The sequence below is a fragment of the Streptomyces sp. NPDC107498 genome, assembly GCF_055582805.1.
This window is the reverse complement of sequence record NZ_JBVJPE010000015.1, coordinates 56,341-80,495: the sequence shown is the minus strand read 5'-3', so window position 1 is coordinate 80,495 and position 24,155 is coordinate 56,341. Positions and strand designations below refer to the sequence as shown.

Sequence of the window (24,155 nt, the reverse complement as noted above, 5' to 3'; positions counted from 1 at the left end):
CGCAATTCGGGCGAAACAACTGGTGAACCCGGAGTGGACCCGGATTCACCACCCCTGGTGCGTCACACGGAAGCGCCCTCATTCCTATGATGGGCGGACGACACCGCGGACCACCCCGACCAGGCCGGTCCGCGATGTGCAGGGCATCGCGACGGTGGTGGAGGGGTCGATGACTCAGGGGGCCGGTCAGGAGCCCGTGGTGCGCACGGCGACATTGCGTGACTTCCGCGTACCGCCGTACGCCCGCGTGCCCGTGCAGGGCCACGCCGCGGAGCCGCCGTCCCCGGAGGGGCCGCCGACGGCTCCGCCGGGCGAGCCGGCCACGACCGGGCACCGGTCTCCCGCCGCGTACCCGGCGTCCGTCGAGCACCTTCCCCCGGTCGCGCCCTCCCCGGTCGAGGCCGTCCCGGTGCCGACCCCGCCGGCCGAGGCCCTCCCGGCGGAGGTCCCCGCGACCGAGGTCCCTCCGACCGAGGCACCCCCGGCCGCGCCCGCCACCGCTCCACAGGCCGCCGCGCCCGCCGCGCCGCCGGTGACCGCGCCCGCCGCACCACAGGCCGCCGCACCGCAGCCCCCCGCGCCCGCCGCACGGCCGGCGACCGCGCCCGCCGCGCCGCAGGCCTCCGCGCCCATGCCCGCCGATCCGACCCTTCATCTGGGGCACCGGATCGCCCCGGCGTACGCCGCCCCGGCCGGCTCCTCCATCGTCTCCGTCGCCACCGGCCACCCGGGCAACGCCTTCCCCGGGGGCGAGCCGCCCGAGGGGTACACCCCGACCGAGCGCGACCTCCCCGTCATCAACCGCGGCGACACCGTCCAGGTCCCCGTCACCCCCGAGCCGGCCCCCGCCCCCGAGCCCGCGAACGGTGACGGGCCCGGCCCCCTCTACGTCGTCGGCGACGTCCACGGCTACCTCGACGAGCTCCTCGCCGCCCTCCGCGCCCAGGGCCTCATCGACGACAACGGCGGCTGGGCCGCGGGCAACGCCCGACTCTGGTTCCTCGGCGACTTCACCGACCGCGGCCCCGACGGCATCGGCGTCATCGACCTCGTCATGCGCCTCTCCGCCGAGGCCGCCGCCGCCGGCGGCTACTGCAAGGCCCTCATGGGCAACCACGAGCTGCTGCTGATCGGCGCCAAGCGCTTCGGCGACACCCCCGTCAACTCCGGCGCGGGCACCGCCACCTTCCAGGCCGCCTGGCTGCTCAACGGCGGCCAGAAGCACGACATGGACCGCCTCCAGGACGTCCACCTCCAGTGGATGTCCCGGCTCGACGCCGTGGTGCGCGAGGACGACCACCTCCTCGTGCACTCCGACACCACCGCGTACCTCGAATACGGCCAGACCATCGAGGACGTCAACGACACGGTCCACGAGATCCTCAACCGGAACGACGCCGACGAAGTCTGGGACGTCTTCCGGAAGTTCACCAAGCGCTTCGCGTTCCGCGACGACGGCGGCCCGCAGGCAGTCCAGGAGCTGCTCTCCACCTACGGCGGCCGCCGGATCGTGCACGGGCACAGCCCCATCCCGTACCTCCTCGGCCAGGTCGGCGCGGAGGACGGCGAGGACGGCGCGGGCCCGGTCGTCGACGGACCGCACGTGTACGCCGACGGCCTCGCGATCGCCATGGACGGTGGAGTGACCATGGCCGGGAAGCTACTGGTCGTCCAACTCCCCCTGAACGGCTGATGCATAACGCTGCGCATCCGAGGAAGTCGATTTCCGGAAAGACCCTGTCAGGCCGTGGTGTCGCCGCAATACCATCGGGTCATCCGTAGCAGGCTCTCCTCCGTTTCCGCCCGACCGACCGTTTCCCACGGCTGATCCGGGCCTACGGAGCATCGGGGGATGCACATGAACGTGGCTCCGCACCTGCTGACCGAGGACCGCGCCGAGTACGAGCGGGTCCTCGACGACGCACTGGGCACCGCCCACGCACGTCCGGAACTCGCCGGAGTGGGCACGAGGCTCACGGTCGCGCAGCTGCGCGCCATGACGATGAACGCGACGGCGCTCATCACCACCGCCGCGGCCCTCGAGTACGACCACTTCGTGAAGGTCCGCGAGCAGAACCGGGCGGCGCTCGGGGCCCGGACGCCCGAAGCCGAGCAGGACGCGGACACCGGCGCGGGCGCCGTCGCCGTCGTCACCGTGCTGCTGCCCGTCCTCGCGGGCACCGCTGCAGCGATATTCCTGCTGGTCGGCGGGGTCCTGCACGCCCTCGCGCCCACCGTGGTGTTCGGCGGGACCCTGCTGACGGCGGGCCTCGTCTTCGCCGCCCTCGCCGCCGCCGGCCTGCTCTCCGCGGGCGTCGGCCTCCTGGTGACCGCGCTGCGCAACAGGCCGGCCGCGGCGGACGGGACCGCCACGGCCGACGACGAGCTCTCGCTCGCCCGGGAGGCCTGGCGCCACGCCCTCCTGGAGCGCGGCATCCTCCCCTTCCTCCGTGACGCCCTCGCCGCCGCGGCGCCCCCGGACGCGACGGCGCCCTGAGGAACGGCGGTGCCGGGACTACTCGGCCAGCGGCAGGTAGACGCGGTTGCCGCTCGCCGCGAACTCCTTCGACTTCTCCGCCATGCCGGCCTCGATCTCCTGCTGCGTACCGCCGTGCTCACGACGGATGTCCTGGGAGATCTTCATCGAGCAGAACTTCGGACCGCACATCGAGCAGAAGTGCGCGGTCTTCGCGGGCTCCGCCGGCAGCGTCTCGTCGTGGAACTCGCGCGCGGTGTCCGGGTCGAGCGCCAGGTTGAACTGGTCCTCCCAGCGGAACTCGAACCGCGCGTCCGAGAGCGCGTCGTCCCACTCCTGCGCGCCCGGGTGCCCCTTGGCGAGGTCCGCGGCGTGCGCCGCGATCTTGTACGTGATGACGCCCGTCTTCACGTCGTCCTTGTTCGGCAGGCCCAGGTGCTCCTTGGGCGTGACGTAGCAGAGCATCGCCGTGCCCCACCAGGCGATCATCGCGGCGCCGATGCCGGAGGTGATGTGGTCGTACGCGGGTGCGACGTCCGTGGTCAGCGGGCCGAGCGTGTAGAACGGCGCCTCCTCGCAGATCTCCTGCTGGAGGTCGATGTTCTCCTTGATCTTGTGCATCGGGACGTGGCCCGGGCCCTCGATCATCGTCTGCACGTCGTGCCGCTTGGCGATGGTGTTGAGCTCACCGAGGGTCTTCAACTCCGCGAACTGCGCCTCGTCGTTGGCGTCCGCGATCGAACCGGGGCGCAGGCCGTCGCCGAGCGAGTACGTGACGTCGTACGCCGCCAGGATCTCGCAGAGCTCCTCGAAGTTCGTGTAGAGGAAGTTCTCCTTGTGGTGCGCCAGGCACCAGGCGGCCATGATCGAGCCGCCGCGCGAGACGATGCCGGTCTTGCGGCGCGCGGTGAGCGGCACGTACGGCAGGAGCACGCCGGCGTGCACCGTCATGTAGTCGACGCCCTGCTCGGCCTGCTCGATGACCGTGTCCTTGTAGATCTCCCAGGTCAGGTCCTCGGCCTTGCCGTCGACCTTCTCCAGGGCCTGGTAGAGCGGCACGGTGCCGATGGGCACGGGGGAGTTGCGCAGCACCCACTCGCGGGTGGTGTGGATGTTGCGGCCGGTGGACAGGTCCATGACCGTGTCGGCGCCCCACTTGGTCGCCCAGGTCATCTTCTCCACCTCCTCCTCGATGGAGGAGGTGACGGCGGAGTTGCCGATGTTGGCGTTGACCTTCACCAGGAACCGCTTGCCGATGATCATCGGCTCGATCTCCGGGTGGTTCACGTTCGCCGGCAGCACGGCGCGGCCCGCGGCGATCTCCTCCCGTACGACCTCGGGGGAGACGTTCTCGCGGATCGCGACGTACTCCATCTCCGGGGTGATCTCGCCCCGGCGGGCGTACGCGAGCTGGGTCACCGCCTGGCCGGTGCGGCCCCGGCGCGGCAGGCGGGGACGGCCGGGGAAGACGGCGTCGAGGTTCTTCAGCCCACCGCCGCGCGGGGAGGTGTGCTTGATGCCGTCGTCCTCGGGGCGGGCCGGGCGGCCCGCGTACTCCTCCGTGTCGCCGCGCGCGATGATCCAGTTCTCGCGCAGCGGGGGAAGGCCCCGCCGGACATCGGTGTCGATGGCGGGGTCGGTGTACGGACCGGACGTGTCGTACAGCGTGACGTCCTTGCCGTTGGTGAGGTGCACCTGACGGACGGGCACCAGGAGGTCGGGGCGCGAGCCCTGGACGTACCCCTTGTGCCAGCCCGGCGTGCGCTCCTGCCCGTCGGTGCGGTTCTGGTCGGAGGCAGGCGTGCGTGCATCCTGAATGGTCATGAGACCGATCTCCCTACGCCGGCATTACCCGGTAACAGGTTCGGCGGTCGGCGCAGCCTCTTCCCGTACGCGCGTACGGTGATCAGCGCCCTCTCAGCCCGGTGCTCCGAGCTCCCGCGTGTGCAAAGGTGCCACCACGCTAGCGCCCTCCCTGGCGTGCTGAACAGTGGGCCCCCGTCGTTCTTGCGATGATCGGCCGGTGACTTCCCCCCAGCAGACCCACGAACCTCATGGCCACGGGCACTCCCATTCCCACAGCCACGGGCCCGCCGCCCCGGTCTCGCGGCATCTGCGCAAGGTCATCGCCGCGATCCTGATTCCCTTCGCCGCCGCCGTCGTCGTCGGGCTCGCGGTCCTGTGGCCGGGCGGTGCCCCGGCGCACCAGCGCACCGGCGTCGGCTTCGACCGGCAGACCCAGCAGGGCGAGGTCGTCTCCGTCGAGCACGTCGACTGCAAGGACGTGAACGCCGCTCAGGTCCCGCCCACCGGCGACACCTCCACTCCGGAGGGGCGCGAGGCGGTCGACGCCCAGCGGGGGCAGTGCGGGAAGGCGACGGTCGAGGTCACCAGCGGCCCGGACGAGGGGCGCAGGTTCGTCGAGATCGTGCAGCCGGACGCACCGCGCCAACTGCACGAGGGGCAGGGCGTGGTGGTGGCGTACGCCCCCGACGCACCGCACGACCTGCAGTACTCGGTGACCGATGTGAACCGCAAGCTGCCGTTGGCGCTGCTCGCCGGCATCTTCGCCGTCGCGGTCGTGGTCGTCGGCCGGATGCGGGGCCTCATGGCGCTCGTCGCGCTCGCCGTGAGCTTCCTCGTGCTGACGTACTTCATCCTGCCGGCGATCCTGGAGGGGTCGAACCCGCTGGTCGTGGCGGTGGTCGGGTCGAGCGCGATCATGCTGCTCGCGCTCTACATGTGCCACGGGCTCTCGGCCCGCACCTCGGTCGCCGTGCTCGGCACGCTGATCTCGCTGCTGCTGATCGGTCTCCTCGGCTCGCTCTTCATCGGCTGGACCTCGCTCAGCGGCAACACCGACGACTACACCGGCCTGATCCACGGCCTGTACCCGGAGATCGACCTGTCCGGGCTGCTGCTCGCGGGGGTCATCATCGGTTCGCTCGGTGTGCTCGACGACGTGACGGTCACCCAGACCTCGGCGGTCTGGGAGCTGCACCAGGCGGATCCGGGCATGGGGCCGCGCGGCCTGTACCGGGCGGGGATCCGGATCGGCCGCGACCACATCGCCTCGGTCGTGAACACGCTGGTACTGGCCTACGCGGGCGCCGCCCTGCCGCTGCTGCTGCTCTTCTCCATCGCCCAGAGCAGCATGGGGACGGTGGCCAACAGCGAGCTGATCGCCGAGGAGATCGTCCGGACCCTGGTCGGGTCGATCGGTCTGGTGGCGTCCGTTCCGGTCACCACGGCGCTCGCGGCCCTGGTGGTCTCCGCCGACCGCCCGGCCTCCGGGGGCGGGAAGCCTGCGGCGGTACGGGGAGGGCGGCGCCGTCGCGCCAAGTGAGGTGGTCGTGCTGGGGGATCGGGCCGGCCCGACTCGGGGAGGGTCCGGCTCGGAGAGGAGCGTCCGGCTCGCAGAGGGCGGCCGGTTCAGGCGGGGCCGGCGCTCTCTTCGGCCAGGATCCGGCCCAGCGCGGCCTCCAGGTGGTCCTCGAAGTCTCCGAGGGTCCGCTCCTGACCGAGCGGAACCAGCTTGTCCGTTCGGTCGAGGAAGGCGACCAGCGGCGGCGCGCTGGCCCGGAACAGCGCGCGATCGCCGCCCACCTGGAGCCGGATGGAGACGTCCGAGAGCCGCTCGGGCTCCGTCGGAGCGATGTGCACGTCACCGTCCCCACTCGGCCGGTTGATGCCGTCGAGCAGCAGCTCCCTCCCGAAAGCCCAGGTGACGGGGGCGTCTCCGGGAAGGTGGAAGGTCATCCGCACCGCGTAGGGATCCCGGGTCTCATACCGGAGTTCGACCGGGATCTTGAAGGAGAGCTCCTCGGAGACGAGGAAGCTCATCAGGACCTCGGCCTGAACCGACTCTCGCATCGTGTACCCCGCAGTAGGTGAAGCAGTTGTGTGAACACAGCTGCTGAAAGCTGTGACCGAAACGGCCAGGAATGATCCCCCACGGCCCTCTTGACGTAATCGTGCTGTAAGCACTAGCAGATCACAAGGAGTGATTTTTCAGATACTGATAGAGAACGCGAGCGAACCCAGGAGACTTCCGATCTCATAACGTAGTCGCTCGACTGCGGGGAGCAACCGTTCTTCCTGGTGGAGGGGGAGAGAAATCGCCATCGCGGCCGCCGTGGAGCCCGCAGTGATGGGGATCGCGGCACAGACGGTGCCGAGCGCATATTCCTGACGCTCCACCAGGGGCTCCATTCGCCCCAAACCGCCCAGACGCTCCAAAAGCACACGGCGATTACGCACCGTGTACGGAGTGATGGCTTCCACAGGGTGGCGGTCAAGGTGGTCTTGACGAGATTTCAGATCGAGTTGACTCAGTAGGCACTGCCCGATCGCATGGGCGTGCGCGGTCTCGCGGAAGTCGGCCCATTCCTCCACCGCGGGGGCGGAAGGGGTGTCGGCGACGGCGACGAGTTCGACCTCGCCTTCGCGGTAGAAGGCGAGGTAAATGGGTACACCGATCTCGTCCCGCCAGCGGGCAAGGGAGTCTTCGATCTTGATGCGACGATTCTGCACGGCTCCGCCGCCGGCCAGCCGGACAGCGGCCTCGCCCAGGACGAACACGCCCTTGTCGCGGAGCAGATAGCCCTCGTGCGTCAGGGTGCGGAGCAGGTGGTACGTGGTGGGCAGCGGGAGGCCCGTCTCGCGGGCGAGCTGTTTCGCGGGGGCGCCCTCCGCATGGGAGGCCACGGCCTCCAGGAGTCTCAGCGCCCGCTGCACCGAGCCGATCAGGGTAGGCGCTGTCGTCTGCGTGGCCATGGCCAAAGGTCACCCCCAGGCGTGAGGACGGATGCAGTGCACCCGCCCGCGGGGGCCGCCCCCGCGCGCCCGCCGGGCCTGGGAAACCGCTGGTCAGTATGGAGGTCTACGCCTGTAGTCCCCATCGCGGCGGAGAGATTCCACTCTAGTGGCAGGCCCGGGGCCCATACCCTGATTGGCCAGGGCGGTCCCCCGCCCGGGCTAACGCCCTCCTTCGCCCTCGTACCGATCAACAGCTTGTGCTACCGGTCCTCGGCTCGATCTACCAGTCCTCGCGCGACCTGGCGGAGGAGCTGAACTTCCGCACGACGTAGACGAGTCCGGCGACCAGGGCCACGAAGAGCAGCACCTTGAAGAGCAGACCGACCACGAAGGTGAGGACGCTGGTGATCAGCCCGCCGAAGACGAGCAGGGCGAGCACGGGTATGGCGACCCACTTCACCCACCAGGGCATCCCCGCGAGAATCTCCCGTACGGCCATCGTCCCTACCTCGCTCTCGAAGAACCGCGCACTCCGCGCCGAACACCCTCAAGGCTAGGGGCGGGAGGAAGCCGGTGGGGGCCCCGCGGCCCCCGCTCTCCCCTGATCCGCCCCCTAGGGGGTCGGCCCTCGCACCGGCACCCGCTCTCCGGGTCCGCCTCGACGCCCGCGCCGGCTCAGTCCCGCGCCGGCTCAGCCCTGGCCGGCTCGGCGACCGCGCCTGCTCGGCCCTGACCGACTCGGCGCCCGCGCCTCCGCCGGCCCAGACCGACTCGGCGGCTCCGCGGGCCCAGACCGACTCGGCGGCCCCGCCGGCTCAGCTCTCCGGCGGCGAGAAGACCACCATGACCCGCAGGTCCTCGCTGATGTGGTGGAACCGGTGCTCCACCCCGGCCGGCACGTAGACCACGCTCCCGCGCGCCACCTGGGTCGTCTCCGTCCCGACCGTGATCGCCGCCCGTCCGCTGACCACGAAGTACACCTCGTCCTGGCCGTGCGGCTGCTGCGGATCGAGTTCCCCGGCGTCGAGGGCGTACAGGCCCACCGACATGTTCCGCTCGCGCAGGAACTGGAGGTACGCGCCCTTGTTGGCGGCGCGCTCCGCCTCCAGTTCTTCCAGCCGGAATGCCTTCATCGTCCGCTCGCCCCTGCCCTCGGCCCGATCATGTCTGCCACGATCAGACACATGATGAATTTCGTAGTCAAGACGCTCGCGAACGCGGGCGCCCTGGGAGTCGCCATCTGGCTGCTCCAGGACATCACCCTGACCGGTGAGAGCACCGGCAAGAAGGCCCTGACCCTCATTCTCGTGGCCCTCGTCTTCGGGCTGGTGAACTTCCTGGTCAAGCCCGTCGTCAAGCTCCTGACGCTTCCCCTCTTCATCCTGACCCTCGGTCTGATCACCCTGGTGGTCAACGCCCTGATGCTGCTCCTCACGTCCTGGCTGGCCGAGCAGCTCGACCTCAGCTTCCACGTGGAGGGCTTCTGGACCGCCGTCCTGGGCGGCCTGATCATCTCCGTGGTCTCGTGGGCGCTGAACGTCGTGCTCCCCGACGACGACTGAGGGGAGACCATGACCTACCGCGTCCGCTCCGTCCGCACGGGCGACATCTGCCGCTCGCCGACGGTCGGGCACGTCTTCCGCCGTCGGGCGGAGGAGGCCGGCCCCGGTGGTCCGGCGGAGATCGACAGCACGGGACTGCTCGCGGCCGTACGTGCGGAACTGGAGGAACGGACACCGTGAAGGACGACGAACTCGGCGACGGCACACGGGCGGTACGGGCCGGGCTGCCCGAACCCGTGAAGTACGAGCCGACCCTGCCGGGGCCGGTCTTCGCGGCCCACTTCCACCTGCCGGGCGAGCCGACCGGCCCGTACACCTACGGCCGCGACGAGAACCCCACCTGGACCCATCTGGAGCGGGCGATCGGCGAGCTGGAGGCGCCGGGGGAGGAGGGCGTGGAGACGCTCGTCTTCGCCTCCGGCATGGCCGCGATCTCCGCGGTCCTGTTCTCCCAGCTGAAGGCCGGCGACGCGGTGGTGCTGCCGACCGACGGCTATCAGGCCCTGCCCCTGCTGCACGAGCAGCTGCGGGCGTACGGCGTCGAGGTCCGCACCGCACCGACCGGCGGCGACGCCCAGCTGTCCGTACTGGACGGGGCCCGGCTGCTGTGGATCGAGACCCCCTCCAACCCCGGCCTCGACGTGTGCGACATCCGCCGTCTGGTGCGGGAGGCCCATGCGGCCGGGGCGCTCGTCGCCGTCGACAACACGCTCGCCACCCCGCTCGGACAGCGACCGCTCGCGCTGGGCGCGGACTTCTCCGTCGCCAGCGACACCAAGGGCATGACCGGACACGGCGACGTCCTGCTCGGCCACGTGAGCTGCCGTGATCCCCGGCGGGCGGCGGAGGTGCGGCGCTGGCGCAAGATCGTCGGTGCCATTCCCGGCCCCATGGAGGCCTGGCTCGCCCACCGTTCGCTCGCCACGCTCCAGCTGCGGATCGACCGGCAGTGCTCCACCGCGCTGGCGCTGGCGCGGGTGCTCGCCGAGCGCGCGGACGTGACCGGGCTGCGCTACCCCGGGCTGCCCGACGACCCCTCGCACGCGGTGGCCGCCCGGCAGATGCGGCGCTTCGGCCCGGTGGTCTCCTTCGAGCTGGCGGACCGGGAGCGGGCCGAGCGGTTCCTGGAGGGGCTGCGGCTCGTCGACGACGCCACCAGCTTCGGCGGCGTGCGCTCCACGGCGGAGCGGCGCGGGCGCTGGGGCGGGGACGCGGTGGCGGAGGGTTTCGTCCGCTTCTCGGTCGGAGCCGAGGACCCGGAGGACCTGATCGCCGATGTGCTGCGCGCCCTCGACGAGGCCGGGAGCGCCGACTGAGACCGGTGGCACCGGCTCCGGAGCGTACGGAACGGGGCGCTCCGAGCCTCCCCCCTCGTGGCTCGGAACGCCCTCGGTCTCCCACGCGGAAACCGCCTGCACAAGGCTAGTTGACTGGGCGTCAGTGTCCAATCACGGTAGCGACAGCGACCTATCGACTTATTTATAGTTGGACGGTCCTGAGGCGCAGTCAGCCGACCGCCTGAGTCGAACGGCCACGGGCCGGGAGGGGGCGCACATGGATCTGGCCCTGCTGCGCACGTTCGTCACGGTGCACCGGGCCGGCTCCTTCACCCGCGCCGCCGCGCTCCTGGGCCTCTCCCAGCCCGCCGTCACCAGCCAGATCCGCACGCTGGAACGACAGCTCGGGCGGCCGCTCTTCCTCCGACGGGCGCGCGGGGTCACCCCGACCACCATCGGCGACGAGCTCGCGCACCGCGCGGCACCCCATCTGGACGCCCTCGTGGAGATCGCCGAGACCGGGCTCGACGAGGACAGCGGGGTCCGCACCCTCCATCTCGCCGGGCCTCCGGAGTTCACCGCGCTCCGTGCGCTGCCCGCCCTCACCCCGCTGGTCGGGCGGGGGCTCGCCGTGCGGGCCACCTTCCTCGGCGACACGGAGGAGATCCTCGACGGGCTCGCCGCGGGCCACCACGATCTGGCCATCGCGACCGCCCGTCCCCGGGGAGGCCTGCTGGTCTCCACCCCGCTCTGCGACGAGGAGCACGTCCTGGTCGCGGCTCCGCGCTGGGCCGCCCGGCTCTCCCCCGAGGCGCTGCCGGGCAAGGGCGCGATGTCCCTGGAACAGCTGCCGGTGGTCGAGGTCCACGAGTCGCTGCCCTTCGTCTCCCGCTACTGGGCGAGCGTCTTCGAGACCAAGCCGGCGGCGACCGCCACCGTCATCGCCCCCGACCTGCGGGCCGTGCGGGACTCCGCCGCCTCGGGGGCCGGGCTCGCCGTCCTGCCGCGCTACCTGTGCGAGGAGGCCCTGCGGCAGGGACGGCTCGTGGCGCTGCTCGACCCTCCGGTCCCGCCGCTGCGGACCTACTTCCTGGTCGCCCGCACGGGGACGCTCGCCCTGGCCCCGCTCGCCCTGGCCCACGAGGAACTGCTGCGCGCGGCCGGGAACTGGTGAGTTTCAGGACACCCCGGACGGGCCATTTTCTTCCCATGACCGAACGGCCCGTGATCAAGCGCACCGCACGCGCCATCCTGCTCGACGGGGACGATCTGATCCTCATCAAGCGGACCAAGCCCGGGATGGATCCCTACTGGCTCACGCCCGGCGGCGGCGTGGAGCCCACCGACTCCACCGTCGTCGAGGCCCTGCACCGCGAAGTGCTCGAAGAGCTCGGCGCCAAGATCACCGATGTGGTGCCCTGCTTCGTCGACACCGTCGAGCACATCGTCGACGGCGGGGTCTCCGGGGTGAAGGTCCAGCACTTCTTCGTGTGCCGGCTCGGCTCCATGGACCCCTCCCTGCGGCACGGCCCCGAGATCGAGGAGCCGGTCGGCGAGTACGAGATCGTCCGGGTGCCCTTCAGCCGGGTCGGCATCGCCGCCGTGCACCTCGTCCCGCTCTCCCTGCGCCACTACCTCGACGGCAACATCGAGGGCGTCCGCGCGATGCACGCCCCCGACCTGGGCTAGGGCCCGCTTCTCGGACCGGTCCCTAGCCGGCCGCCGCGGGGGTGAGCTCCGCGAGGAAGTCGTGGCGGATGCGGTCCGAGGGGACCCCCGCGCCGCGCAGTGCGTCGACGCCTCGGCGGACCATGGCGAGCGGCCCCGAGAGATAGGCGTCCCGTTCGTTCCACGGGCCATAGCGGCAGACGGCGTCCGGGAGCCTCCCCTGTTCCTCGGTGACCGGGTGGACGGAGAGCCACGGGAAGGTCTTCTGGAGCCGCAGCATCGTGTCGATGTCATAGAGGTCGTGGCCGCTGCGGGCCCCGTAGAAGACGTCGACCGGGCGCCGGTCCCCGTGCTCGGCGACGTCCTCGACCAGCGCCTTGATCGGAGCTATCCCGGTGCCGCCGCCCATGCAGAGCAGGCCGGTGTCCGTGGAGTGGTCCACCGTCATGGAACCGGCCGGCGGACCGAGCCGCAGCACGTCCCCGGGGCGCGCCCGGTGGACCAGCGCGTTGGAGACCCAGCCGGCCGGGACGGCCTTGACGTGGAGGGAGAGCAGCCCGTCCGGCCGGGGCGCCGAAGCGAAGGAGTAGTGCCGCCAGACCCGGGGCCACCACGGGGTCTCCAGCGTCGTGTACTGCCCGGCGAGGAAGGCGTACGGCTGGTCGGGCCTGAGCGTGAGGACGGCGATGTCCGGCGTGCGCAGGTCGTGGGAGACCACCTCGGCCTGCCACCAGGCGGGCGCGGCCCTCTCGTTCTCCGCGGCCGCGTCGATCATGATCTGGGAGATCGTCGTGTACGTGCGGACCCAGGCGGCCTCGGTCTCCTCGTCCCAGCTCTTCTCCGCGTACCGCTCCAGAGCGCCCATGAGGGCCTCGCCGACGGCCGGATAGTGGGCCGCCCGGGTTGCATACTTCCGGTGCCCCCTGCCGAGGTTCTCCAGGTACGCGGTGAGGACCGGGGTGTCGTCCAGGTGCTCGGCCGCCGTCAGCAGGGCCCTCAGGAGCCGGTCCCGCTGGGTGTCCATGGCAGCGGGGAACATCTCGCGCAGCTGGGGGTGCCGGACGAAGAGCAGGGCGTAGAAGTACGAGGTCACCCGGTCGGCGACCGGTGCGATCTCCGCCAGGGTGCGCCGGACGAGCACGGCGTCGGCGGAGGGCCCCTCGAGTATTCGGGGTTCCGTCCCCTCTGCCTCCGGGAACTCCCGCTCGTCCGTCGTGGTGGTCGGAGCATCCATCATGTGCCTCGCCTCGTGCCGGCCGGCTTCCGTGACCGCAGCATGGCGCTCGGACCCGCGCTTCGGACGGAAAGCGACGTTCTCGGGCCATAGGCCCGGGTTTCTGGCTAGGCTGCGCTGTTTCGGACCAGGGCGTAGGCCTCGCGCAGATCCCCGCCGGAGTAGCTGTGGCGGGAGAGCCCGGCGAGATGGTGGTCCGCGTTCACCGCCACCGTCTCCGGAACGATCGCGAAGAGCTCCGCGTCGGACATCGAGTCCCCGTACGCGACGCAGTCGGCGGGACCCACTCCGTATCCCGCGCAGAGCTCCCTCGCGATCCGCACCTTCGCACGCGCGTCGAGAATGCCCGGTCGGTGGATCGGCTCGGTGAAGGGGACCACCGGCCAGCGCGAACCGTGGGTCGAGTCGGCGCCCCAGTCGAGCAGCCGCTCGACGAAGAAGTCGGGCGAGAGGGAGATGACCGCGCAGCGGTCTCCCCGCGCCCGGATGTCCGCCCACACCTCGCGGATGCCCGCCAGCCAGGGAGCCCCTTCGAAGGCCGCCGTGACCTGCTCCGGGGTGAGCGCGGCCCACAGCTCGCGGGCCCGGACGGCGAACTCGTCCGGCGCGAGTCCCCGCAGAAATCCCTCCTCCAGGGCGGCGATCTCATCCCCCAGGTCCAGTTGCCGGGAGATCTCCACCGCGGCGGCCGAGCCCCTGATCAGGGTGCCGTCGAGGTCGAAGAGGTGCAGTCGTGGCGTTCGGGGTTTCACGTGAAACATCGTCCGGGTGCCGTCCGACGGAAGCAACGGTTCCTCCCGTACCGGCCGGCACGGTCGGTCGGATCCGGTAAAGCGGTGGACGGAAGATCACCGCGTCGGACAGCCTGAAAGGCATGCCGATTTCCCCCGCCTCCCTCGCACAGCTCCCGATCCGACGCCTCACCTCGAAGGACCTGCTCGCCTGCGCCGATCTCTCCGAGAACAGGGGTTGGCCGCGCGAGGAACACAAGTGGGGGCTGCTGCTCACCGCCGGCACCGGCTACGGCATCGACGACCCCGACGGTCCGGGCCTCGCCGCCTGCTCCGTGGTCACCTCGTACGGTCCCGGGCTCGCCGCGATCGGCATGGTGCTCGTCGCCGAGCGGTACGCACGCCGGGGCGTGGGGCTCCGCCTCATGCGGCACGTCCTGGCGGAGGCCGGGGACACCCCGCTCACGCTGTACGCCACGGCGAACGGACAGCCCCTGTACGAACAGCTGGGCTTCACCGAGGCCGGCCGGGCCGAGATGGTGAGGGGACACTTCACCTTCACCGCGCCCGCCCCGGACGTTCCGGTCCGGCCGGCGACGGCCGAGGACCTTCCGGCGATCCTGCGCCTGGACCACGAGGTCTTCGGGCTCGACCGCACCCACGTCATCGCCCGGCTCCCCGCCTTCGCGGACCACCTCAGGGTCGCGGAGGAGGACGGTGAGCTCACCGGCTTCGCGGCCGCCTGGCCCAACATGGACACCCGCGTCATCGGCCCCCTGATCGCCCGGGACCCGGGCACGGCGAAGGCCCTGATCACCTCCCTGGCCGCCGTCACCGACCGGCCGCTGCGGACGGACATCGACGTACGGCATGCCTCCCTGCTGAGCTGGGTGAAGGAGAACGGCATCGACACGATCGCCACCACGTCGGTGATGATCCGCTCCCTGCCCGATCTCCCCGGCGACCGGCGCCGCCGCTTCGCCCCCCTGACGGTCGCCGCCGGATAGTTTTACTTGCAGACGCCCATTATTGCGCCGCTTCGTCTACCCTGGGTCGAGAGCCGCATCGGCGCCGAGGAGACATCGAGGAGAGAGAACATGACCGCGACGGACCCCGCACTCACCGCGCTCTCCCAGCGCTGGTGCGCCCTCTCCCTGCTGCACGGCAGGATCGAGTCCCACATCGAGCGCGCCCTGGAGTCCGGCCACGGTCTGAGCGTGCGGGAGTACTCGCTGCTCGACGTCCTCAGCCGCCAGCACAGCGGCCCCGGCGGCCACCTCCAGATGAAGCAGGTCGCCGACGCCGTCGTGCTCAGCCAGAGCGCCACCACCCGGCTCGTCACCCGGCTCGAGGACCGCGGTCTGCTCACCCGGTACCTCTGCGCCACCGACCGGCGCGGCATCTACACCGATGTGACCGAGGCCGGTCAGAAGCTCCTCGAAGAGGCCCGCCCCACCAACGACAGCGCGCTGCGCGAGGCCCTCGACGAAGCCGCGAAGAACCCCGAGCTGGCCCCGCTGGTCCAGGTCGTGGAGGGCGTGGGCACGCCCGCGTGAACCTGAGCGCCGGGCCGGGAGCGTCGGCGTTACGCTGCGGGGCATGAGCGATCTTGAGATACGTCCCGCCGCCGCGGAAGACCTCCCGGCCATCGTCGCCATGCTCGCCGACGACCCCCTGGGCGCACAGCGCGAATCCCCCGACGACCTCGCCCCGTACCTCCTCGCCTTCGAGCGCCTCGCGAACGACCCGAACCAGCACGTCGTCGTGGCCGTCCGCGAGGACAAGGTCGTCGGCACCCTCCAGCTGACGATCATCCCGGGGCTCTCCCGCCGGGGCTCCACCCGCTCGATCATCGAGGGCGTCCGCATCCACGCCGACGAGCGGGGCAGCGGTCTCGGAACGCAGCTCATCGAATGGGCCGTCGAGGAGTGCGGGCGGCAGCGCTGCCAACTCGTTCAGCTGACCTCCGACGTCACCCGCACCGATGCCCACCGCTTCTACGAGCGCCTGGGCTTCGAAGCCTCCCACGTCGGCTTCAAGAAGAGCCTCTGACGAGCCGTTTCACGTGAAACAGCACGGTTTCACGTGAAACAGCACGCAGCGACTCAGAGACCGCGCCAGCCTGCCTCGTCCACACCGCCCGGAACCGCGTCCTTCGGGTCGTACGGCTCCCGTGTGAAGACGAACGAGCCGAGGTCGAGGTGGCTCACGCTGCCGTCGGCGCGCCGCACCGCCCTGAGCGTCTCCCCCGCGTAGTAGCCGTTCAGACCGACCCAGCCACCTTCGGGTAGCGCCCGGAAGCGGGCCCGCCGCCCGGCGCCCCGCAACGGTTCGAGCACCACGCTCCGCTCGGGACCGAGCCGGAGCCCGTAGGCGTACGTGCCCCAGTACCAAGGCCCCGTGAGGGACAACAGCTCCTCGTCGACCTCGGCCTCGGGAAGGGGCCGCCACGGCTCCGGGAACCTGGGCTCCGCCTCCGCCACGATCCGTACGAGATCGGCGGCCACGACCCCCGTCAGCGGTCCCGAAGTGGCATTGGCGAGGGCGATGCCCGCGAGGCCGTCCTCCACGCTCACCCACAGACAGGCGACGAAACCCGGCAGGGAGCCACTGTGTCCGATCAGGGTGCGGCCGTCCTTGCGCACCAGCTGGAGGCCGAGCCCGTAGCTCCCCTCCCAGTCGCCTTCCCCGGCGGGAGAGGCCGGGGCACGCATCTCCTCCACGGACGCCGCGGCGAGCACCCGATCGTCCCCCGCAGCGAGGAAGGCGGCGAAGCGGGCGAGGTCGGCGGCCGTCGACCAGAGCTGCCCGGCCGGCGCCATCAGACCGAGGTCCTCGGACGGCTCGGGCAGCATGACGTCGGCCCAGGGGTGCACCGCCCAGCCGCCCGCGTGCGGAGCGACGGGATCGACCGTCGTACGCCCCATCCCCAGCGGTTCCAGGATCTCGCGCCGCAGCGCCTCTTCCCAGGACACCCCCCGGACCGCCTCGACCAGTGAACCGAGCAGCGTGTAGCCGGGGTTGGAGTAGTGGTGACGGCGCCCCGGCGACTGGAGGAAGGGCTGCTCCCCCAGGACGTCCGAGAGTTCCGGTCGCAGGGCGGCCGAGGACCGCTCCCACCACGAGTTGGGCGTCTCGGCCGCGAGTCCGCCGGTGTGGCCCAGGAGTTGGGCGATCGTCACCTCGCCGACGCCCGTTCCCTTCAGATGGCGCTCCAGCGGATCGTCCAGCCCGAGCAGGCCCTCGTCCCGGAGCCGCATCACCAGTACGGCGGTGAACACCTTGGTGATGGACCCGATCCTGAACTGGGTGTCGGCGTCCGGCGCGTGGCCGTCCACACAGCTGCGCGCACCGCTCCACACCAACGCTCCGTCACGGACCACCGCCCCCACGAAGGACGGCGCCCGTCCCTCGGACTGGGCGACCGCGACGCGGTGCAGCAGAGCCCGCTCGGTACCGGGCAACAAGGCTTCGAAAGATGTCGTCACAGAACCCATCCAACGCCCCGCCGGCCGCGAGGCTTCCCGTACGGCTCGCGAAAGGGAACGGCACCGTGCGCTGCAGCGTCCTCGGCCGCCTCACAGCCGGGCCGAGAGCCCTGTCTCACGAGGGCGTCACTCCCTGTGGGTGGGCCCCGGCGCGCTCCATGACGGCCCCCGCGAACGGAACGAGCGGACCGGCCCGGCAACCGCGGAAACACCGCGGCACACGGCATCAGTAACTGTCGTAGCCGGGCTTGCCGTTCGGCCGGTAGACGCCGACGACGGTGCCGCCCTTCGTCGTCGAGACGCTGACCGGCTCCAGCGCCGTGGGGATCGCGCCGTCGGCGAACAACCGCTTGCCGGTGCCGATGATCACCGGGTGGATGGTCAGCCGGTACTCGTCGACGAGGTCGTGCCGCATGAGGGTCTGGGCGAGGTCGCCGCTGCCGACGACGTTGATGTCGCCGCCGTCGGACGCCTTCAGCGTCCGTACGGCATCGACGGTGTCGCCCTCCAGCAGCGTGGAGTTCTGCCACCGGACGGACGTCAGGGTCCGGGACGCCACGTACTTGTGCATGCCGTTCATCCGCTCGGTGAACGGGTTGCCGGGATCGGCGGTCGGCCAGTACGACGCGAAGATCTCGTACGTCTTGCGACCGAGCAGCATCGCGTCGGAGCGCTCGTACCAACCGGCGATGGCCGCGCCCACCTCGTCGTCGTCCACCGGTTTCTGCCAGCCGCCGTGCTCGAAGCCGCTCTCCGCGTCCTCGTCCGGACCGCCCGGCGCCTGCATGACGCCGTCGAGCGTCAGGAACGTACAAACGATGATCTTGCGCATGGTGTGCTCCCTTCGTCGACGGGTAGACCGCACGACCGCCGGAAACTCATCGGCGCCCCTGCCGCGGCACACCCCCACGGTGCCTCACCGCGCTGCCGGACCCGACGTCCGCCCGACAGCACGAGGGGCAGACTGCCTCGGTGACCTCAAACGCGACGCCCCCTGCCCGGCATGAGCCACTCCCGGCCGACGCTTCCTTGTATCCAGACCTGGCGTCCGTCGGCAGCTTCGCCGGAGCGCTGGAAGCCGTGGCTGCTGAGCTCGGTCTCTCCCTAGGCAGGGTTCTTGTGGATGATTCGAACCCGCTCCGGTCGGCAGGCGTCGAGAGCACGGTGGCTGACCGTGAGGCGTGCTGGATCAGCCTGGGGTCTGTGGAGCGGTGGTTCATCTTCAGCGGTTGGTCCATGGGGGTGCAGTTGGTCTCGGGCGCGACTCAGGACTTGGGCGAGATGGCACGGGCCCTGGAGGCATGGCGGAACGGCCTGAGGCTCAAAGAGATCCGCGAGGTGAGCCCATTCGTCAAGGTCACCGAGCTGGCCGAAGCCCATGAAAAGGGTCCGGCCGAGGCAGTCGCGGTGAAGTGGCGCTTGCTCCTTGAAGGCCTGCGCCGAGATTCGGACCGCCAGGAGCTCACCCATCGGACGCTGAAGGTTGCCGAGCTTGCGCATGCCGAACCACAGCTGCGCCAGTTGCTTCCGTTCACCAGCCACTGGTCGCTTCATTTCACAACCTGCACTGGGTTCCCGTACTCATGGGACGTGCCGTTCATCGATCCGCTGAGCGACGGACGATATCGAGTCTGCGGCCCCTCACGAGGAAGAGTGATCGGTGAGGCGGACACCGCTGAGCACGCGATCGCTTTGGTGGTGGGCGGGCTTCCGGCGAACTGCGGACCAGCAGTCGCCGGCACTGTCAACGATCAACAGTCTTCGTAGTTCCTCCTCCGCCCGTCCGATCTCATGACGGCCGGGCTGCGATCTGCCGACGGGCGGAGTTCCAGACCTCCTCGAACTCGTCGGAGGTCAGCTGCTCCGGATCGTGGCCTTCCCACTCGGAGACGGGCTGTTCGGCTGTGATCCCGAACCTGCTGTCGTACTCGTCGAGGCGGCCTTCGTCGCGGGCTCGCTGCCACTCGGCGAGGGAGGCAGCTGCGACCGGGGTCAGCTCAGGCCCTTCGAGTTCGACCTGCCGGATCACCCAGCCTTCGGCGTCGATCTCGAAGTAGAACCAGGTGTCTTCCTCATCCCAGTAGCAGCGTATCCATGTGGTCACCAGGCCATGATGCCGGGCCAGTCTTACAGCGATGTCGGATCCGACTTCCGTCCGACATCGCCGGTGAGATTCCGACACGGGATTTGAGATCCCACACAGATCGGGATCAGGTCTGGGCCATGTCCACGAAACGCGAGTAGTGGCCCTGGAAGGCCACGGTGATCGTGGCCGTCGGGCCGTTACGGTGCTTTCCCACGATGATGTCCGCCTCGCCCGCGCGCGGCGACTCCTTCTCGTAGGCGTCCTCGCGGTGCAGCAGGATGACCATGTCGGCGTCCTGCTCGATCGAGCCGGACTCACGCAGGTCGGAGACCATCGGCTTCTTGTCGGTGCGCTGCTCGGGACCACGGTTCAGCTGGGAGAGCGCGATCACCGGCAGTTCCAGCTCCTTGGCGAGGAGCTTCAGGTTTCGCGACATGTCGGAGACCTCTTGCTGACGGCTCTCCTGCCGCTTGGAACCGCCCGACTGCATGAGCTGCAGATAGTCGATGATGACGAGCTTGAGGCCGTTGCGCTGCTTGAGCCGGCGGCACTTCGCGCGGATCTCCATCATCGACAGGTTCGGGGAGTCGTCGATGTACAGCGGGGCCTGGGAGACGTCCGGCATCCGGCGGGCGAGTCGCGTCCAGTCCTCGTCGGTCATCGTGCCGGAGCGCATGTGATGGAGCGCGACCCGGGCCTCGGCCGAGAGGAGGCGCATCGCGATCTCGTTGCGGCCCATTTCGAGGGAGAAGATGACGCTGGGCAGGTTGTGCTTGATGGAGGCCGCCCGGGCGAAGTCCAGGGCGAGGGTCGACTTACCCATGGCGGGACGGGCCGCGATGATGATCATCTGGCCCGGGTGCAGTCCGTTGGTGAGCGAGTCGAGGTCCGTGAAGCCGGTGGGCACACCGGTCATCTCGCCGCTGCGGGAGCCGATCGCCTCGATCTCGTCGAGCGCCCCCTCCATGATGTCGCCGAGCGGCAGGTAGTCCTCGGTGGTGCGCTGCTCGGTGACGGCGTAGATCTCGGCCTGCGCCGAGTTCACGATCTCGTCGACGTCCCCGTCGGCCGCGTAACCCATCTGCGTGATCTTGGTGCCGGCCTCCACGAGGCGGCGCAGGACCGCGCGCTCGTGGACGATCTCCGCGTAGTACGAGGCGTTGGCCGCGGTCGGGACCGACTGGACCAGGGTGTGGAGGTAGGAGGCGCCGCCGACGCGGGTGATCTCGCCGCGCTTGGTGAGCTCGGCGCCGACCGTGATCGGGTCGGCCGGCTCACCCTTGGCGTAGAGGTCGAGGATGGCCGCGTAGACGGTCTCGTGGGCGGGCTTGTAGAAGTCGTTGCCCTTGATGATCTCCACGACGTCCGCGATGGCGTCCTTGGAGAGCAGCATGCCGCCGAGGACGGACTGCTCGGCGTCGAGGTCCTGCGGGGGAACGCGCTCGAAGGCGGAGAGCCCGCCGTCCCAGGGGCCCTCGCCGCCCCGCTCGTGCTGGTCGTCGCGGCCACGGCCACGGCCGCGCCCTTCGCCACGGGTACGGGTGGGCAGCCGGTCGCTCGGTCCGCTGTCGGCCCAGGGGTCGTCCATGGGCTCGGGAACGCTCACCAAGCACCTCCTCCCGTCCGCTCCGCGGACCTCGCCGTGCCACTCTTCCTTACGCCACGCCTTGATCGACGAGTGGCTGCGCGACCGCTTCTGACGCGTCGGGCGCCGGACCACGGTAGGCCTGTGGAGAGCCCCAGCCAATCTGGTTATCCACAGGCCCTGTGGGTTACGGGCCAGATGCTGTGGAGAACTCGCCGGATCCTGTGCACGGAGCGGGGGACAGCCATGTGGACAAACTCATAGCCCCCCCGACCTCACCCATTTGACCTGCAGTTTTTCCATCCACGGGCTGTGGGGGAGAAAAAGTTGTCCCCCGGGGCCAAGATCAGAACAAACGGCCCACACCCGAAGTCCCGCACCAGCGGAAAGTAAGGATCACTAACGCATTGCATCTCTTACCTGTGGAAGATTAGATTGAGCCCATGACTCAGGCTCCCGCGACCTCGAAGACCACCCGCCGACAGCACGACCGCGAGATCGTCTCCCTCGCCCTGCCGGCCTTCGGTGCTCTCGTCGCCGAGCCGCTGTTCCTCATGGTCGACAGCGCCATCGTCGGCCACCTCGGCACGCCACAGCTCGCGGGCCTCGCGATCGCCGCGGCACTGCTCTCCACCGCCGTCAGCGTCTTCGTCTTCCTCGCCTACGCCACCACGGCCGCCGTCGCCCGGCGCGTGGGCGCCGGTGACCTCCAGGCCGCCATCCGCCAGGGCATGGACGGCATCTGGCTGGCGCTCCTCCTCGGCGCCGCCGTCGTGGCGCTGACCCTGCCCACCGCACCGTGGCTCGTCGACGTCTTCGGGGCCTCGGGCACCGCCGCCCCGTACGCCGTCACCTACCTCAGGATCTCCAGCCTCGGCATCCCCGCCATGCTGGTGGTCCTGGCCGCCACCGGCGTCCTGCGCGGCCTCCAGAACACCCGTACGCCGCTCTACGTCGCCATCGCCGGATTCGCGGCCAACGGCGCGCTCAACGCCGGCCTGGTCTACGGCGCGGGTCTGGGCATCGCCGGCTCCGCCTGGGGCACGGTCATCGCCCAGTACGGCATGGCCGCCGTCTACCTCGTCGTGGTCGTACGGGGCGCCCGGCGCCACGGCGCCTCCCTCCGCCCCGACCCGGCCGGCATACGCGCCTCCGCCCAGGCCGGCGTCCCGCTCCTGGTCCGTACGCTCTCCCTGCGCGCGGTCCTGATGATCGCCACGGCCGTCGCCGCCCGGCTCGGGGACGCCGAGGTCGCCGCCCACCAGATCATCCTGTCCCTGTGGAGCCTGATGGCCTTCGCACTCGACGCGATCGCCATCGCGGGCCAGGCCATCATCGGCCGCTACCTCGGTGCGGACGACGCCGACGGGGCGCGCCAGGTCTGCCGCCGCATGGTCCAGTGGGGCGTGCTCTCGGGGGTGGTGCTCGGTGCGCTGCTCGTCGTCACCCGACCCCTGTTCGCCCCGCTCTTCACCGGCGACGCCACCGTGCAGGACACCCTGCTCCCGGCCCTGCTCGTGGTCGCGATCTCCCAGCCGGTCTCCGGGGTCGTCTTCGTCCTCGACGGCGTCCTGATGGGCGCGGGAGACGGCCCCTACCTGGCCTGGGCGATGCTGCTCACGCTGGCGGTCTTCGCCCCGGTCGCCCTTCTGGTCCCGACGCTCGGCGGCGGGCTGACGGCACTCTGGTGGGCGATGGCCCTGATGATGACGGTCCGGATGGGCACCCTCTGGTTCCGCATGCGCTCCGGCCGCTGGATCGTCACGGGCGCCACCCGCTGAGGCCCCTGTTTCACGTGAAACGCCGGAAGAAACGCCGAAAGAGACAGCGGAAGGAAGCAGCGGAAGCACGCAGCCGAAGGAAGAGCGAACAGCGGAAGGGCCGCACCCCGAGGGGTGCGGCCCTTCCTCACTGCTGAGCGCAGACTGCCAAGGGCAGCGTTACGCGGCGACGACCTCGACGCCGAGCTTCGCGGCAACCTCGGGGTGCAGACGCACGGACACCTGGTGCGAGCCCAGGGTCTTGATCGGCGAACCGAGCTCGACGCGACGCTTGTCGACGTCGGGGCCACCCGCGGTCTTGATCGCCGAGGCGATGTCGGCCGGGGTCACGGAGCCGAAGAGACGGCCGGCGTCGCCGGAGCGAACGGCCAGGCGCACCTTCGTGCCCTCGAGCTGGGCCTTGATCTCGTTGGCCTGCTCGATGGTCGCGATCTCGTGGATCTTGCGGGCGCGGCGGATCTGCGCCACGTCCTTCTCGCCGCCCTTGGTCCAGCGGATCGCGAAACCGCGCGGGACCAGGTAGTTGCGAGCGTAGCCGTCCTTGACGTCGACGACGTCGCCAGCGGCACCGAGGCCGGAGACCTCGTGGGTGAGGATGATCTTCATTTCTCGGTCACCCTTCCCTTATCGCGCGGTGGACGTGTAGGGCAGCAGCGCCATCTCACGGCTGTTCTTGACGGCCGTGGCGACGTCACGCTGGTGCTGCGTGCAGTTGCCGGTCACGCGGCGGGCACGGATCTTGCCGCGGTCGGAAATGAACTTCCGCAGCATGTTCGTGTCCTTGTAGTCCACGTACGCGGTCTTGTCCTTGCAGAACGCGCAGACCTTCTTCTTAGGCTTGCGCACAGGCGGCTTCGCCATGGTGTTTCTCCTGTGTGATCAAGAAGTGGGGGTACGAGCTGCTTCCAGGGCGTGCCCTAGAAGGGGGGCTCGTCCGAGTAGCCGCCGCCGGAGTTTCCACCCCAGCCGCCACCGCCGCCGGCCTGCTGGCCGCCGCCGGAGGGGCTGCCGGTCGCCCACGGGTCGTCGGCGGGAGCACCGCCGCCACCCTGCTGGGAACCGCCGGAGTTTCCACCCCAGCCGCCACCGCCGCCGGCCTGCTGGCCACCGCCGCCGTATCCGCCCTGGCCGCCGCGACCGGTGGTCTTGGTGACCTTGGCCGTGGCGTTCTTGAGGCTGGGGCCGACTTCCTCGACGTCCAGCTCGTAGACCGTGCGCTTGACGCCCTCACGGTCCTCGTAGGACCGCTGCTTCAGCCGGCCCTGCACGACGACGCGCATGCCTCGCTGGAGCGACTCCGCGACGTTCTCCGCCGCCTGACGCCAGACCGAGCAGGTCAGGAAGAGGCTTTCGCCGTCCTTCCACTCATTGGTCTGACGGTCGAAGGTGCGGGGGGTGGACGCGATACGGAACTTCGCGACCGCCGCACCGGACGGGGTGAAGCGCAGCTCGGGGTCGTCGACAAGATTGCCGACGACCGTGATGACGGTCTCGCCTGCCATGGGGGAA

Annotated in this window: 27 protein-coding genes; 13 read left to right on the top strand and 14 right to left on the bottom strand. The window is 70.4% G+C overall.

Going from position 1 to position 24,155, the window contains the following annotated elements:
* Positions 1 to 169 precede the first annotated feature (169 nt).
* Positions 170 to 1,693: a metallophosphoesterase gene (locus ACZ66Z_RS24930; protein ID WP_469937452.1), complete on the top strand. Its 1,524-nt coding sequence runs from the start codon at positions 170 to 172 to the stop codon at positions 1,691 to 1,693.
* Between the two features lie 159 nt (positions 1,694 to 1,852).
* On the top strand, positions 1,853 to 2,497 hold the full coding sequence (locus ACZ66Z_RS24925) for a hypothetical protein (RefSeq protein ID WP_469937450.1): 645 nt from the start codon (positions 1,853 to 1,855) through the stop codon (positions 2,495 to 2,497).
* 18 nt (positions 2,498 to 2,515) lie between these two features.
* Here the strand turns inward: ACZ66Z_RS24925 and thiC are convergent, their stop codons facing one another.
* Positions 2,516 to 4,300 carry a phosphomethylpyrimidine synthase ThiC gene (gene thiC / locus ACZ66Z_RS24920; RefSeq protein ID WP_469937448.1) on the bottom strand — a complete coding sequence of 595 codons (1,785 nt, stop codon included), beginning with the start codon at positions 4,298 to 4,300 and terminating at the stop codon, positions 2,516 to 2,518.
* A gap of 199 nt (positions 4,301 to 4,499) precedes the next feature.
* Here thiC and ACZ66Z_RS24915 point away from each other — a divergent pair, with 199 nt between their 5' ends.
* Complete coding sequence (locus ACZ66Z_RS24915) at positions 4,500 to 5,822, top strand: YibE/F family protein (RefSeq protein WP_469937446.1); 1,323 nt, start codon at positions 4,500 to 4,502, stop codon at positions 5,820 to 5,822.
* Between the two features lie 86 nt (positions 5,823 to 5,908).
* Here the strand turns inward: ACZ66Z_RS24915 and ACZ66Z_RS24910 are convergent, their stop codons facing one another.
* From ACZ66Z_RS24910 to ACZ66Z_RS24895, 4 genes are all read right to left on the bottom strand, one after another.
* Positions 5,909 to 6,349 (bottom strand): SsgA family sporulation/cell division regulator, encoded by a 441-nt coding sequence (locus ACZ66Z_RS24910; RefSeq protein WP_030685694.1) that lies wholly within the window; start codon positions 6,347 to 6,349, stop codon positions 5,909 to 5,911.
* A 138-nt stretch (positions 6,350 to 6,487) separates the two neighbouring features.
* A complete protein-coding gene (locus ACZ66Z_RS24905; protein WP_469937444.1) occupies positions 6,488 to 7,252 on the bottom strand; it encodes an IclR family transcriptional regulator in 765 nt (254 codons plus the stop codon).
* Positions 7,253 to 7,514: 262 nt separating this feature from the next.
* On the bottom strand, positions 7,515 to 7,733 hold the full coding sequence (locus tag ACZ66Z_RS24900) for a DUF5326 family protein (RefSeq protein ID WP_123453633.1): 219 nt from the start codon (positions 7,731 to 7,733) through the stop codon (positions 7,515 to 7,517).
* 316 nt (positions 7,734 to 8,049) lie between these two features.
* Positions 8,050 to 8,367: a cupin domain-containing protein gene (locus ACZ66Z_RS24895; protein WP_469937441.1), complete on the bottom strand. Its 318-nt coding sequence runs from the start codon at positions 8,365 to 8,367 to the stop codon at positions 8,050 to 8,052.
* 51 nt (positions 8,368 to 8,418) lie between these two features.
* On the opposite strand from ACZ66Z_RS24895, the gene ACZ66Z_RS24890 reads away from it, so the two are divergent.
* The 5 genes from ACZ66Z_RS24890 (at position 8,419) to ACZ66Z_RS24870 (ending at position 11,762) form a co-directional block, all read left to right on the top strand.
* Positions 8,419 to 8,796: a phage holin family protein gene (locus ACZ66Z_RS24890; protein WP_469937439.1), complete on the top strand. Its 378-nt coding sequence runs from the start codon at positions 8,419 to 8,421 to the stop codon at positions 8,794 to 8,796.
* A gap of 9 nt (positions 8,797 to 8,805) precedes the next feature.
* The gene (locus tag ACZ66Z_RS24885; protein WP_469937437.1) at positions 8,806 to 8,976 is read left to right on the top strand and encodes an arsenate reductase/protein-tyrosine-phosphatase family protein; all 171 of its coding nucleotides are present in this window, start codon (positions 8,806 to 8,808) and stop codon (positions 8,974 to 8,976) included.
* The gene (locus ACZ66Z_RS24880) at positions 8,973 to 10,112 is read left to right on the top strand and encodes a cystathionine gamma-lyase (protein ID WP_469937435.1); all 1,140 of its coding nucleotides are present in this window, start codon (positions 8,973 to 8,975) and stop codon (positions 10,110 to 10,112) included. Before ACZ66Z_RS24885 ends, ACZ66Z_RS24880 begins: the two co-directional genes overlap by 4 nt.
* Before the next feature lie 238 nt (positions 10,113 to 10,350).
* The gene (locus tag ACZ66Z_RS24875; RefSeq protein WP_469937433.1) at positions 10,351 to 11,247 is read left to right on the top strand and encodes a LysR family transcriptional regulator; all 897 of its coding nucleotides are present in this window, start codon (positions 10,351 to 10,353) and stop codon (positions 11,245 to 11,247) included.
* 35 nt (positions 11,248 to 11,282) lie between these two features.
* Entirely contained in the window at positions 11,283 to 11,762 is a 480-nt protein-coding gene (locus tag ACZ66Z_RS24870) for an NUDIX domain-containing protein (RefSeq protein ID WP_030685712.1), read from the top strand.
* A gap of 22 nt (positions 11,763 to 11,784) precedes the next feature.
* Here ACZ66Z_RS24870 and ACZ66Z_RS24865 read toward each other — a convergent pair whose 3' ends face one another.
* On the bottom strand, positions 11,785 to 12,978 hold the full coding sequence (locus ACZ66Z_RS24865; RefSeq protein ID WP_469937431.1) for a globin domain-containing protein: 1,194 nt from the start codon (positions 12,976 to 12,978) through the stop codon (positions 11,785 to 11,787).
* A gap of 104 nt (positions 12,979 to 13,082) precedes the next feature.
* Positions 13,083 to 13,736, bottom strand: coding sequence for an HAD family hydrolase (locus tag ACZ66Z_RS24860; RefSeq protein WP_469937429.1), 654 nt, complete (start codon positions 13,734 to 13,736; stop codon positions 13,083 to 13,085).
* Positions 13,737 to 13,849: 113 nt separating this feature from the next.
* Between ACZ66Z_RS24860 and ACZ66Z_RS24855 the strand changes: the two genes are divergently transcribed.
* From ACZ66Z_RS24855 to ACZ66Z_RS24845, 3 genes are all read left to right on the top strand, one after another.
* Positions 13,850 to 14,713 (top strand): GNAT family N-acetyltransferase, encoded by an 864-nt coding sequence (locus ACZ66Z_RS24855; protein WP_469937427.1) that lies wholly within the window; start codon positions 13,850 to 13,852, stop codon positions 14,711 to 14,713.
* Positions 14,714 to 14,803: 90 nt separating this feature from the next.
* Positions 14,804 to 15,262: a MarR family winged helix-turn-helix transcriptional regulator gene (locus ACZ66Z_RS24850; protein WP_469937425.1), complete on the top strand. Its 459-nt coding sequence runs from the start codon at positions 14,804 to 14,806 to the stop codon at positions 15,260 to 15,262.
* A gap of 43 nt (positions 15,263 to 15,305) precedes the next feature.
* Positions 15,306 to 15,758, top strand: a complete 453-nt coding sequence (locus ACZ66Z_RS24845) for a GNAT family N-acetyltransferase (protein ID WP_469937423.1) — start codon at positions 15,306 to 15,308, stop codon at positions 15,756 to 15,758.
* Positions 15,759 to 15,811: 53 nt separating this feature from the next.
* On the opposite strand, the gene ACZ66Z_RS24840 is transcribed toward ACZ66Z_RS24845, so the two are convergent.
* A complete protein-coding gene (locus ACZ66Z_RS24840) occupies positions 15,812 to 17,203 on the bottom strand; it encodes a serine hydrolase domain-containing protein (protein WP_469937421.1) in 1,392 nt (463 codons plus the stop codon).
* A 217-nt stretch (positions 17,204 to 17,420) separates the two neighbouring features.
* On the bottom strand, positions 17,421 to 18,026 hold the full coding sequence (locus ACZ66Z_RS24835) for a dihydrofolate reductase family protein (protein WP_469937419.1): 606 nt from the start codon (positions 18,024 to 18,026) through the stop codon (positions 17,421 to 17,423).
* Between the two features lie 140 nt (positions 18,027 to 18,166).
* Between ACZ66Z_RS24835 and ACZ66Z_RS24830 the strand changes: the two genes are divergently transcribed.
* Entirely contained in the window at positions 18,167 to 18,961 is a 795-nt protein-coding gene (locus tag ACZ66Z_RS24830; RefSeq protein WP_469937417.1) for a DUF6193 family natural product biosynthesis protein, read from the top strand.
* Between the two features lie 22 nt (positions 18,962 to 18,983).
* Here the strand turns inward: ACZ66Z_RS24830 and ACZ66Z_RS24825 are convergent, their stop codons facing one another.
* Positions 18,984 to 19,298 carry a hypothetical protein gene (locus ACZ66Z_RS24825; RefSeq protein WP_469937415.1) on the bottom strand — a complete coding sequence of 105 codons (315 nt, stop codon included), beginning with the start codon at positions 19,296 to 19,298 and terminating at the stop codon, positions 18,984 to 18,986.
* A 106-nt stretch (positions 19,299 to 19,404) separates the two neighbouring features.
* Positions 19,405 to 20,868, bottom strand: coding sequence for a replicative DNA helicase (dnaB, locus tag ACZ66Z_RS24820; RefSeq protein WP_177181944.1), 1,464 nt, complete (start codon positions 20,866 to 20,868; stop codon positions 19,405 to 19,407).
* A 440-nt stretch (positions 20,869 to 21,308) separates the two neighbouring features.
* Here dnaB and ACZ66Z_RS24815 point away from each other — a divergent pair, with 440 nt between their 5' ends.
* A complete protein-coding gene (locus ACZ66Z_RS24815) occupies positions 21,309 to 22,646 on the top strand; it encodes an MATE family efflux transporter (RefSeq protein ID WP_469937414.1) in 1,338 nt (445 codons plus the stop codon).
* 159 nt (positions 22,647 to 22,805) lie between these two features.
* Here ACZ66Z_RS24815 and rplI read toward each other — a convergent pair whose 3' ends face one another.
* The 3 genes from rplI to ACZ66Z_RS24800 are packed head-to-tail and all read right to left on the bottom strand — an operon-like array spanning position 22,806 to position 24,148.
* Positions 22,806 to 23,252: a 50S ribosomal protein L9 gene (rplI, locus tag ACZ66Z_RS24810; protein ID WP_053640001.1), complete on the bottom strand. Its 447-nt coding sequence runs from the start codon at positions 23,250 to 23,252 to the stop codon at positions 22,806 to 22,808.
* An 18-nt stretch (positions 23,253 to 23,270) separates the two neighbouring features.
* Positions 23,271 to 23,507 (bottom strand): 30S ribosomal protein S18, encoded by a 237-nt coding sequence (rpsR, locus tag ACZ66Z_RS24805; protein ID WP_005315025.1) that lies wholly within the window; start codon positions 23,505 to 23,507, stop codon positions 23,271 to 23,273.
* A gap of 56 nt (positions 23,508 to 23,563) precedes the next feature.
* Positions 23,564 to 24,148, bottom strand: coding sequence for a single-stranded DNA-binding protein (locus tag ACZ66Z_RS24800; RefSeq protein WP_469937412.1), 585 nt, complete (start codon positions 24,146 to 24,148; stop codon positions 23,564 to 23,566).
* Between the last annotated feature and the right edge of the window lie 7 nt (positions 24,149 to 24,155).